Origin of the sequence: Microcoleus sp. BR0-C5, assembly GCF_036705045.1 — a bacterium.
In the GTDB taxonomy this organism is placed as follows: domain Bacteria; phylum Cyanobacteriota; class Cyanobacteriia; order Cyanobacteriales; family Microcoleaceae; genus Microcoleus.
Window position 1 is genome coordinate 1,784 of record NZ_JAUBTR010000071.1, and the last position, 11,703, is coordinate 13,486.

The window sequence follows — 11,703 nt, forward strand, 5'->3', positions numbered from 1 at the left end:
CTCAAAGCCGTCACGGTGAAACTAGCGGTTGTTTCCCCCGCAGCAAAATTCAACACCCCCGCCGCCGTAGTGTAATCCGCTGCTGTGCCTGCTGAACTTGCCGAACCGTCAACAGTAGCGTAGTTAATCGATGCAGCCGCCGTGCCACCGGTGCGAGTAACGTTAATCGTAACCGGGTTGCCTTCAGCCACCGTGTAATTTGGTTGGGCGAACTCGAAGAGACTTGGAGACGTCGGCGTCGGCGTCGGCGTCGGCGTCGGCGTCGGCGTCGGCGTCACATCAAGGCCTTGATATTGAATACTCCGCACTAGGTAGTCGGAACTATCGCTTTTGACGGAGGTGGTAGTGGCGTAGGCAGCGGTGGGGCTATCGTAGTCTTTGGCGGAGAACCGTAATTCGTCAAAAGCAACGCTAGTGGAATTTGCTTGTATCTGGAATGTGAAATTGCCATCGGCACTATCGCCAATGAAAGTCACTCCATCTGAAGACACACCGATCGGTTTTGGAGTGCTCGGAGCGTTGACGCGAGTGATCGTAAAATTGCTGGCCGATACCGGCGCCCCATTATTAAAGAGTTGCAGCAAACCAACTTCATTACCTTGATCGTTCACTGTAGTAGAACTTGATTTGGGAAGTAATCCACTCAGGCCGATCGTGGCGCTAGTAATGTCTTTGTTATCTGCCCATTTCACCTTCAGCACCTGAGATTTATTGGTGTTGGGGTCATAGTTGATTTCCGCCCGAAGTTTATTGACATCGGTGAACCAACCAGGATAATCAGATGCGACACCAATACCACCGGGACCGCCGTAGCTCAACCAGCTTTTAGGGTTTTCGTTCGTTGCTAAGGTGAGGTTGCTGATGGCAGTAGGGTTAGTGTAGTTCGTTTCCACGCCATCAAAAGCTATCCCAGACAGTTGGATGCCTTGATTCTGGGCGGCATTCGGCCATTTTGCGATCAGGTCGCTGATGCTGCTGTAATTAGTGGTTGTACCCAAAGAACCAGTGAATGAAGTAGCCATAGCTTCTGTGTTAATGATGAGTAATTAAGGATTAGAAGTGACTCAAAAGCAGAGGTTGGGCTTTCTTGTAGCGATCGGTCACTGCAAGAAAAATTTCCTCATACGTACAAGTCAATCAAGTAAAAATGCTTGCCCAATAAGCATCTGAAGGTATTATTGCCCCGATCAAATGTTAAGTGTAAATAATTACACCTACTTACAGTTATTTACATAGATATGTTTAACTTTCATCATCAATAAGTTTTATCCGGAAAATTTGCGATCTTTTTTTCAGCCCTAGAAAAAGCGGGTTTTCCACGCCTGTAAAGGACAGCGTAAATTCCCGATCTCGATCCCCAAGAGGCAGCTTTCACTGATTCAGCGGGCACAAGTGAATCCGAAGAGACAATTATGAGTAAAAATACTTAGAATTTTATATGTCTCAGCATAACCCTGTTGGGAATTTCGGAAAATTGAGGTTCGGACGTAATTTAAATCTGATTCCATTAAAAATGCGATGGCAAAAAAACAAATTTATTGCCGATCCGTAATGTGATTGACGATCGCCCTCAAGATGTCAAATGGGTTCTATACTACTGCCAGAGTGACAAAACAGGGTTAATCTGACTAAAGCAGGAATTATGCACTTACCCTCCTCTGATTTGCCAGCGGCAACTCTACAATAAACTCACTTCCTTCGCCAACCTGACTGACGCAACGGATCTTGCCGCCGTGAGCTTGGACAATTACCTGATAGCACACTGAAAGTCCCAAACCAGTGCCTTTACCCACAGGTTTAGTAGTAAAAAATGGGTCAAAAATCTTGTCTTGAATTTCTGCAGGAATGCCACTTCCCGTGTCGCGGACAGAGATTGTTACCCAGTCCGGTTCGCTTTGCCAACTGCGGATAGTTAATTCCCCGGGTTTGCTCGTTGACTGAAGCGCGTCTAAGGCATTGTCAATCAAATTATAAAATACTTGGTTAATTTGACTGGCATGACATTGGACGGGCGGCAAACTGCCGTATTGCTTGTCTATTTTGATATGGGTTTTTAGCTTATTTTGCAGCATCAAGAAACTGCTTTCTAAACCTTCATTCAAATCTACTGGTTTTAATTCAGCGTGGTCTAAACGAGAAAAATTTCGCAGCGTCATCACGATCGAGCGAATCCTCCCGCTTCCTTCCCGCATTGAATTGAGCAGTTTACCAAAATCTTCTCGAATGTAATCGAGTTCTAGTTCTTCATTGATTCTGACAATTGCTGCCGCTGCTTCCGGGCAGGCATTTCCAGCCACTTCTAGAGCTTCGTTCAAGGCTTTAAAATATTCTTGAGCGTGAAACAAGTTAGCGTGGATGAAATTGTTGGCGTTGTTAATTTCATGAGCAATTCCCGCTACCATTTGCCCCAAACCTGACATTTTTTCGCTTTGAATCAATTGCTGCTGTGTCGATCGCAATTCTTCTAACGCAGCCTGCAACTGCTGGGTTTGAGCTTGAGATTTTACCGCAGCATCTTGGACTTGGCTGTAAAGTTCTGCTTGCTGAATGGCGATCGCCATTTGGTTGGCTATTTGGGATAGCAACTCCATCTCTTGCCGCTGCCAATTGCGGGTATCCCCGCACTCGTGAGCAATCAGCAAACCCCACAGCCTACCGGGAAATTTAGGATTATAGCTTCCGGCTGTGTCGGAGGTATTTTCTTCAGTTCTGGATGTAACTATCGGCACAATCAGATTAGCTTTTACCTGCAAACTATCTAAGAAATCGACATGACAAGGCTCTAAACCAGCATTAAAAATATCATTAATTGCTTTGACTCGCCCTTGCTGGTAAAGATCGGCGTAATCTCCCCGGAAACACTTATCAGCGCCCATATCTCCTAAAATTGAAGGCCAAGGAACAGTCATGTTTTCAACAACAACTTTTCCTTGCCAGTTGTCTTGAAACTGATAGATAATTACTCGATCGCACTGCAACAGTTGGCGGACTTCCCTCACCGCTGTTTCCAGGATAGTTCCCAGATCCAGGGTACTGCGAATTTGGTTGCCGATCAGCCGTAGCAGCGATTCTCGTTCGGCTTGGCGCCTGGTTTTGCTATAGAGTTTCGCTTGATTGATCGCGATCGCCAATTGCGATCCTACCCCTTCTAAAAGCTGCCTTTCCCAATCAGTCCATTCCCGTTCGCGATCGCACTGATGCAAGCCAATTATGCCATTCACTTCACCTTGATAGCGAGTAGCTACTGCCAGCATTGACTTAATCTCCAAAGCTTCGGCAATGTTTCGGGTTTGTGGGTTCAATCCCGGAAAATCGAGAAACTTCGTCAATGCTAGGGACTCTTGCTGAGACACGACGGCAGCCAAATGCGGGTTGTCACTCATCGGTACTTTCATTCCCAGTTGAATCGGATAGTCCCCCGCGTTGTACTCTCCGCGCGTAACTAAAGTTTTTTCTGTATTTGATTCTTTGACTAAAATGCTCACGCGGCTGCACTGTAATGCTTGCCCGAGCAATCTGCAGGCCGATGTCAAAATTTCTTCTATGTCAAGTGTACTGCGAATTTCGTTATTAATTTGGTTCAGCAAGTTTGATAACTGAACTTGCTGCTGCATCTGCACAATTATGGCTTTTTGTTGGTCTACTTCCGGCAGCGAAAGACTTTCTTGCTGCATCCAGTTTTCAGATTCAGGCAACCGCGAAGTTACTCTGTGCCAGGGGTTTTCGTGTTCTTGTATTTGTAAAGACATATTTACTCAGCAGTTGTACAGTATTTTGATTGAGTCTGGTTTTATAAACCTGTGCTTACCCCGCCAACAGCCCCATCGCAGCTACCAGGACTTTTGGAATATCTTAAGACATTATAAAGGATGCTGCCTGAGCAAAGCAATTATTTGCTTTACAAATATTTATATTTAGCAACTCTGCCCTCTGCAGCCGACAATACTATTTGGCGCGTGGCATGGAACTTGGTCAATCGATGTTAGATTTGAGATTTTAGATTAAAGAATTGAAGCATTGACTTGCGCGAGATAAATTCGGGGCCGCCTTTATCGGATGCAGGTTTTTTATTTCTGGGTACTGAGTCTGCTTTCGGAATGAATCACGTGGCGGGTATCCTGGATGCTTTAGCTCAGATGTCAAATAGAGTTAACCGCCCGTTTAAGCGAATAAAATTAATCTAAAATCTATCTTTAGTTCAATGTTTGCGCCGGCTAGGTCAACATGGAAAATTCAATTCCCGACAATTTTCGTTCGCCAGCAAGCACCGACAACATTACTTCTGGATGGACAGGTAAAGCCCAGATTAAAATAGCTTTGGCGATCGGCAACTCCCGACTGCACTGGGGATTATTTGCGGGCAAAACTCTGAAGAAAACATGGGATACAGAGCATCTCAATGCTGATACTGTTTCCTCGCTCTCGGAGCAGGAAAAGGCAGAATATTTGGTGCAAACAGTAAGGAGGTCGATCGAGGAAATATCTGCTCAAAATCTCCTTTGTCTTCCTGCTACTCCCGCTTTTTCTAATCCTCACACACTTTCTTTCGTGCAACTGCCTCTAATTTTGGCTTCAGTAGTTACCCAGCAAACAGCAATTTGGCAGAGTTATCCTGATATCCGAATTATTACTTTAGACCAGTTGCCGATCGGGGGACTCTATCCTACCCTGGGAATTGACAGAGCTTTGGCTTTACTGGGCGCTGGCAACCAATTTGGTTGGCCAGTTTTACTTATAGATGCTGGTACAGCTTTAACATTTACTGGGGCTGATGTCAATAGGTATTTAGTTGGGGGCGCAATTTTACCAGGTTTGGGTTTGCAGTTATCGTCGTTAGGTAAAAAAACTGCTGCATTACCTTTAATTAGCCTACCACAAAATCTGCCGCACCGCTGGGCGACAGACACTGCTGGGGCAATTCAAAGCGGAGTTGTGTATGCGACGGTGGCAGGAGTTAGGGATTTTATTGAAGATTGGCGATGTTTGTTTCCTGATAGCAAAATTGCGGTCACGGGGGGCGATCGCACTATGCTTTTAAAATACCTCACCGCAGCCTTTCCTGATACAGCCGCAGGCTTAATTGACGCAGCAGATGCTATTTTTTGGGGAATTAGCCTGTTAACTGTTAACTGTTGACTGTTGACTGTTGACTGTTAACTGTTGTCATTTTATCAATGACCAATGACCAATGACCAATGACCAATGACCAATGACCAATGACCAATGACCAATGACCAATTCACCTAGCAAACTCGCGAATATACTTAGCAACAACATCCGGGGCTTCCTGCGGCAAATTGCTTTCCCCCGGACTGACCAATTGCAGTTCGGCATTAGGAGCCAGAGCAGCATAGGATTGACACAGAGACGAAGCTGCAGGAGTATCTTCAGAACCGTGCAACAGCAAAACAGGCGCTTTCAGCAAAGGCAAATTCTCCTCGACTAATTCCGCTGTAATTTCCGCCCGCCGCCGCCCGAACAGCAACTGCACGGCAACAGGGGACTGCATCAACTGCTGTCTGAACTTTAGCAATCCGTCAATCTTTTTTTGGCTACCCAGCAACTTAGCAATTGGATAGATCGAGCGCAGCAACCACAAAGCCAGCGGAGGTTGGCCCATTAGCCAGCTAGCCGTCTGCCACCGCCCCCGCCGGTTGCCAACCTTGACACCTTCTGGGGCCAACAACACCAAACCCTGAACTCGATCGGGATATTTGATAGCGTAGCTGGTGGCCACCCAGCCGCCCAGAGAGTGAGCGATTAAATAAACCTGTCGCAACTTCAAAGTATCGATGTATTGGGCGAGACATTCTACTTCCAAGTCGATCGAATAATGCAGATTCCGGCGTTCCGAGTCGCCAAACCCCAGCAAATCCGGTGCGAAGCAGTGGTAGAAGGGGCTCAAATGTTCGATCGTCCTCAGCCACTGACTGCTGTCGTGCCAAGAACCGTGCAAAAATACTAAATTCGGGCCTTGACCGACTTCGTGCCAAAAGATTTGCCCTACAGAGAGTTTGACCCGAGAATTTCGTAGCGGTGAGTACATCCGGTTAAATATTTAGTAATAAAAAGATGATTAATTTAATGTTCAGAGCTTGTGAATAAAAGTAGGAAAACAGTGAAAATTAATTCCACATTCATAACAGACAATTTTTGACCGCGAGGTAATTTCCGACTTTTCTCAAATTGGGATGCCCCGCCGATTTACGCCACAGTTGTCAGGCCTTGAAAATAGTCCTGTAAGTGTTGGTCGTTATCGTGGCTGAGCGCGCCCTCCGGCAGCGATGCGGGCAAAAAAGCCTCAACCTCGCTGACTTCAAGGGTATCCTGAACTTGCATCTTTCCCTCTACCTCTGCTGCCACCACGATACAAATCGAGTGCAGGCGAGGGTCTCTATCGGCAGCCGAATAAACACCCACCAAGCGACGGATTTTGACCAAATCGAGTCCTGTTTCCTCCGCTAATTCCCGGCGCACTGTCGTCGGAATATCCTCTCCCCAATCCACCATACCTCCCGGCAGTGCCCAGCGACCGTTGTCGCGGCGGCGAATTAACACAATTCGCCCGTCAGGCAATACGGGAATCACCGCAGTACCAGTGACGGGATGTCGAAAAATCAGTCCCAGCACAGTTTGTACAATTTGCCACAATCGACGCATAAACTCAAAAGCTTGTTTAGGAGATAGTAATTTCAGGCCTCCTAGCTTGCAGCTCCGGAGTCTTAATTTTTAATTTTTCATTCAGGCCAGAGGTCTGGCAAATCTGCTAATATCTCCGCTGCGTGAGATTCTGGTTTGACTTTGCGGTAAACCTTTTCAATCCTACCATCAGGGTCGATCGCGAAGGTCGATCGAGTAATGCCCATAAATTCTTTTCCCATAAATTTTTTTAGTCCGTAACAGCCGTAGACGGTAGCAACTTCGGCGTTTGAGTCGCACAGCAAGGGAAAAGGCAGTTGATATTTAGCTGCAAACTTGGCGTGGGCCCCGGCCCCGTCTGTACTGACACCGAGGACTGCTATATTGCGCGACTGGTAGTCTAAGTAAATATCGCGAAAGCCGCAAGCTTCTTTAGTACAGCCTGGGGTATTGTCCCGAGGATAAAAGTAAAGTACAACTCGCCGCCCTCGAAAATCGGCAAGGCTGACGACATTGCCTTGCGCGTCGGGCAGGCTGAAGACAGGAGCTATGTCACCGGGATAAATCGTCATGTGTCGTATTTTGTCAAGAGTTTATAGAAATATTCGGCAAGAGCGAAAACCTTGCCTCCCATCGGGCCCGCATTCCCAGCGACTTGAATCCCGGTGTTCTTTTTTCTGGGTCTTGTACCGTGTGTGCTATGATCGTCATCGGTCTAAAATTGAGTATAACTAGCCAACGTAAAAACTTAACTGGATTAGTTGAGTGCGTAGTCACACCTAACGGTGTTGCGGTTTAGGAAAGCTAAATTTGAAGAAAACCTAACTACATAAAGAGAACTGATCGAGTACGGTAGGGCATACCGGAATTTACGCTTGGGGAGAAGACACCTATACTTGGGCGGGAGAAATCCTGTCGCCAGTAAGTGACTTCGCTGAACCAAGAATCTCAGTCACCAAGAGTGCACAGAGTGTCAAACTTAAGAATCCCGGGGCGTGAAAGCCCGGGGACTGTCAATGTTTATTAGTGAGGTCAGAATGGCTAAGCGCCGCAATCTCAAGAAAGAGAAGGCACAACGAAATCAAGCATACGCTCGCAAGTTTCGCAAGCGGAGAAATCAAGATATGTTCTCCAACAAGAGAAGACGATTTGACGGCGGCAACGGCGGTGGCATGGGCGCCATGAGCGGCGGCGGCAGAGACAAAGACATGGCTGCTGCTGAAGATTAATTGAGTCAGGCTATCTGCCGAATTTAGAACCAGAGTGGAAAACACGATCGTTCTTTCGTAGAGATAGCCAGCCGGAATTTGCCCAATAATTCAACGATGTTTAGGCGATTCGATCGCGCGCAGCGATAAGTGATTTTCTCACTTGTTCAAACCCGGTACCCCCGTAACTATTGCGAGCCGCCACCACTTGCTGAGGTGCGATCGCGCTGTAAATGTCTGTCTCAAAGGCTGGGTGCAAGTCTTTCCACTCCTCAAGTGTCAAATCTTTGAGGAGTTTGCCCCCCGAAAGGCAAGTTTTGACGACTTTGCCGACAAGGTTGTAAGCTTCCCGGAAGGGAACGCCTTTGGCGGCCAAGTAGTCGGCTACGTCTGTAGCATTAGAAAAGTCTTCCGTAACAGCAGCAGCGAGGCGATCGCCATTAAACTCGATGCCTTCGCGCAACAAAATGGTCATTGCTTCCAAGCAACCCTGTACCGTTCTTACGGTATCAAACAAAGCCTCTTTATCTTCTTGTAAATCTTTGTTGTAGGCCAAAGGAAGTCCCTTCACTACTACCAACAAGGCTTGCAAGTTACCGAACACCCGCCCCGCTTTGCCCCGCACCAACTCCGGCACGTCGGGATTTTTTTTCTGGGGCATGATGCTAGAACCCGTAGCGCAGCTATCTTTGAGCGTAATAAATCCAAATTCGTGAGAAGACCACAAAATCATTTCTTCTGACAAGCGGCTCAGGTGTACCATAATCAAGCTGGCTGCAGCGAGAAATTCGATCGCAAAATCTCGATCGCTCACTCCATCTAAGCTGTTAGCATAAACCTTGTCAAATTGCAATAGTTCTGCCGTATAATGTCGGTCGATCGGGAAAGTCGTCCCCGCCAGCGCGCCACAACCCAAAGGCGAAATATTCACCCGCTTGGAGATATCGCCGAGGCGTTCCCAATCGCGATCGGTCATTTCAAAATAAGCTAACAGGTAATGAGCCAAACTGATCGGCTGAGCGCGCTGCAAATGAGTGTAACCGGGAATTAAAGTTTCCACGTTACGATCGGCAATATCGAGCAAAACCCCTTGAAATTCGCGCAATTGCTCACGAATTTCGGCAATGCGATCGCGCAAATACAAGCGAGTATCAGTGCCGGCTTGATCGTTGCGTGATCGGGCCGTGTGCAACTTTTTCCCCGCATCCCCCACAATATCCGTCAGCCGTTTCTCTACAGCGAAGTGAACGTCTTCTGCATCAACTCCCGGAACAAAAAGTCCTTGGCGGTATTCGCGGCGGATCTGTTCCAAACCATTGACTAACTGTTCGCCTTCTGCTGCGGAAATAATCCCCGTTTTGGCCAGCATTTTAGCGTGAGCGACAGAACCCGTCAAGTCATACTCAATCAATTCAATATCGAAGCCAATACTAGCATTGAATCGGGCGATCGCCGGGTGCAGCGCCGATTCAAATCTTTGACTCCAAGTTTTTTGTTGTGTTGTCATTGCTCAAGCTAAAACTAGATTATATCTCTCTTGCAGAAGTCTATAAAAACCGATTTTTAGCAAAGACTAAAGTCCTTCCTCCGGTTTGTAGTCAGGACTTGAGTCCTCCATTCCCAATTAGGCAATAAAAAACTCAAGTCCTGACTACAAAGTTTTTATACATCTTTTGAACCGAAAAAACTGAAGTCTGGACTACAAAATTGTGAAACTTTTGCTGCATCAGAAAGAAGTGAACTTTGGGCTACAAACCTTTTAAATCCGTTCCAGATACCTTCGGCGACAATAACTCTAACGAAAAATCCCTTTAAAGAACCAGCCAACAAAAATACCTATAAAAAAAGCTCCTATTTGACCAGTCGAAACAAAATTGTTCCAAGCTTTCTGGAAATTCGTAAAAATTTCGTAACTTTGAGCCAAAACCACCGTCGAACTCAAATGAGATTTCAAAACTACCACATGAGCGACATTGTTCCAAGTAATGGAACTGGTTAATCCAGCAGTAATTTCCGGCATTAAATTAACTATCATGGTGATTTTCTCCTGCTAAAGGTGTTACCCTCAGTACAACCAGTGTCATGTCATCTTCGTTACGATTGCCGATGCCGATAAACTGGTGTACGCGATCGAACAAATAATCCAAAATTTCTTCAGACTGCTGATAATTTTGACAGGCCCACTGAAAAGCCGAGGTCAAGTTATCCTCATCAAAGCGATCGCCCCTTTGATTAGAAGCATCGGTAAATCCGTCTGTGTAATAAATAATAGTATCTCCTGGCTGCAATTGCACGCTTGCTTCTTGGTAATGCGAATCAGCATCCAGGCCAATTAACATTCCCTCCAAAGTATCAAGCTGAAGAATCGAATTAGTAGCAGCTTGCCACAGCAAAGGCGGGTGGTGAGCAGCATTGCTGTAAGACAAAACGCGAGTTTTCGGATCATACTCCGAATAAAACAGAGTCACAAAACGGTGGGAATTTTCCAAATCCGCGTGCATAACCCGGTTTAAATGTTGCAAAATTCTCGACGGCGAGTGGCGGTTCAAAACCTCCGCCCGCAGCATACCCCGTGTCATCGTCATCAACAGGCCCGCCGGTACTCCTTTGCCCATCACGTCGCCGATCACAATACTCCAGCGGCCCTTGTCGATTTTGGACTTGAGATTTTTAATTAGGGATGGGGGGTGTTCCCCCTCATTCTCCTTGCCGATCGGGTCATAGTCAGCGGGAATAAAATCATAATAATCTCCGCCGACTCTGCTAGCAGTTTGGCAGCGGGCGGCCACATCAACACCGGGAATTTTGGGACAACTGCGGGGTTGCAGCCGCAATTGAATTTCCGCCCCGATTTCTAACTCTCTGTCTAAGCGGTCTTTTTCCGCCAACTTAACAGTAAGTTCGTCTTTGCAAATAGCCACGGCGGTTTGATCCGCCACCAACCGAACTAATTTCTGTCTGCTGGGAGTCCAGAGATATTGCGGATCACTGCTAAAAACATAAAGCCGTCCGCGTTCCAAATTGTTGACTAAAATTGGCGCCCCAAACAAATGAACATCCGGGCCCAAATAACGACCGACTTGCAAGTCTAGACTAGAAGTTTGCCCAGAGGTTTCCGAAAACGATCCAGCAGTAGCACCCGCACCTGCTGTAGCTTGCCTGGTGGCTATTTCCAGCGCTTTTCGCATATCTTGGCATTGCCGTCCTTCCTGACAATGCAACTGCTGGAACCTGACTTGACCGTTGGGTTTGAACAGCACTAGAGCTCCCCCGTCGGCGTCCGTAACGCGAGTCGCCACCAAAGGAACCAACTCCAAAAATTGGTTGAGATTGTTAAAACTTCGCAGGGCAAATCCCAGCGAACCCAACATATCTTGAACGTTGTGCTGATATCGGTGCAAACGCGCCACCAGTTCTTTGAGGGCAAATACTGGCGTCGCGTCGGTGGAATTGCGACCCGAAGGGCGGTCAGCAGGTTGAGGTGAGGGGCGATGCAAAGGCACAGCAGTCATTTTAAATTTTTGATTTTCGATCTTAGACGGAGGAGGAATGATTGAGGACTTAGGGGCCACTTCAACAGAAACCCCTTTTTTTTAGAACAAGTAGTTTGGTTTGAGCCAGTAGGTTCGGTACTCGGAGATTGGTATCAACTTAAGTCTGAAATTCTTCAGCAATCTCGTTTATCGCTGAGTCTAGATCCCCTAAATCCACGTCGCTTGCTTTACTTGGGGGCCCCAAGACGGCAGTGGCTTTTCTTAAGAAGGGGGACTTTAACCATTTGCTGTCGCCCTTCTTAAGGGGAGGGCTAGGCAGGGCTGTTTCGGGGCAACCACGGGGGGATTGCCCCACGGAAAAC

General features: G+C 47.0%; 10 protein-coding genes. 2 read left to right on the plus strand and 8 right to left on the minus strand.

Annotation, left to right across the window (positions count from 1 at the left end; translation table 11 throughout):
• Positions 1 to 1,022, minus strand: a 1,022-nt coding sequence (locus QUB08_RS25485; protein ID WP_333228235.1) for a Calx-beta domain-containing protein, incomplete at its 3' end; no start/stop codon positions are given.
• A gap of 618 nt (positions 1,023 to 1,640) precedes the next feature.
• Positions 1,641 to 3,749: a GAF domain-containing protein gene (locus QUB08_RS25490; protein ID WP_333228237.1), complete on the minus strand. Its 2,109-nt coding sequence runs from the start codon at positions 3,747 to 3,749 to the stop codon at positions 1,641 to 1,643.
• A gap of 475 nt (positions 3,750 to 4,224) precedes the next feature.
• On the opposite strand from QUB08_RS25490, the gene QUB08_RS25495 reads away from it, so the two are divergent.
• Complete coding sequence (locus QUB08_RS25495) at positions 4,225 to 5,136, plus strand: pantothenate kinase (protein WP_333228240.1); 912 nt, start codon at positions 4,225 to 4,227, stop codon at positions 5,134 to 5,136.
• Positions 5,137 to 5,239: 103 nt separating this feature from the next.
• Here QUB08_RS25495 and QUB08_RS25500 read toward each other — a convergent pair whose 3' ends face one another.
• From QUB08_RS25500 to bcp, 3 genes are all read right to left on the minus strand, one after another.
• The gene (locus tag QUB08_RS25500; protein ID WP_333228242.1) at positions 5,240 to 6,046 is read right to left on the minus strand and encodes an alpha/beta hydrolase; all 807 of its coding nucleotides are present in this window, start codon (positions 6,044 to 6,046) and stop codon (positions 5,240 to 5,242) included.
• Between the two features lie 158 nt (positions 6,047 to 6,204).
• Entirely contained in the window at positions 6,205 to 6,660 is a 456-nt protein-coding gene (locus tag QUB08_RS25505; RefSeq protein WP_333228244.1) for an NUDIX hydrolase, read from the minus strand.
• A gap of 77 nt (positions 6,661 to 6,737) precedes the next feature.
• Positions 6,738 to 7,211, minus strand: a complete 474-nt coding sequence (gene bcp / locus QUB08_RS25510) for a thioredoxin-dependent thiol peroxidase (protein WP_333228246.1) — start codon at positions 7,209 to 7,211, stop codon at positions 6,738 to 6,740.
• A 465-nt stretch (positions 7,212 to 7,676) separates the two neighbouring features.
• Here bcp and QUB08_RS25515 point away from each other — a divergent pair, with 465 nt between their 5' ends.
• Entirely contained in the window at positions 7,677 to 7,868 is a 192-nt protein-coding gene (locus tag QUB08_RS25515; RefSeq protein ID WP_190738786.1) for a hypothetical protein, read from the plus strand.
• A gap of 100 nt (positions 7,869 to 7,968) precedes the next feature.
• On the opposite strand, the gene argH is transcribed toward QUB08_RS25515, so the two are convergent.
• From argH to QUB08_RS25530, 3 genes are all read right to left on the minus strand, one after another.
• Positions 7,969 to 9,354, minus strand: coding sequence for an argininosuccinate lyase (gene argH / locus QUB08_RS25520; RefSeq protein ID WP_333121535.1), 1,386 nt, complete (start codon positions 9,352 to 9,354; stop codon positions 7,969 to 7,971).
• Between the two features lie 288 nt (positions 9,355 to 9,642).
• On the minus strand, positions 9,643 to 9,882 hold the full coding sequence (locus QUB08_RS25525) for a hypothetical protein (RefSeq protein WP_333228249.1): 240 nt from the start codon (positions 9,880 to 9,882) through the stop codon (positions 9,643 to 9,645).
• A complete protein-coding gene (locus tag QUB08_RS25530) occupies positions 9,872 to 11,359 on the minus strand; it encodes a PP2C family protein-serine/threonine phosphatase (protein ID WP_333228251.1) in 1,488 nt (495 codons plus the stop codon). Before QUB08_RS25530 ends, QUB08_RS25525 begins: the two co-directional genes overlap by 11 nt.
• Positions 11,360 to 11,703 lie beyond the last annotated feature (344 nt).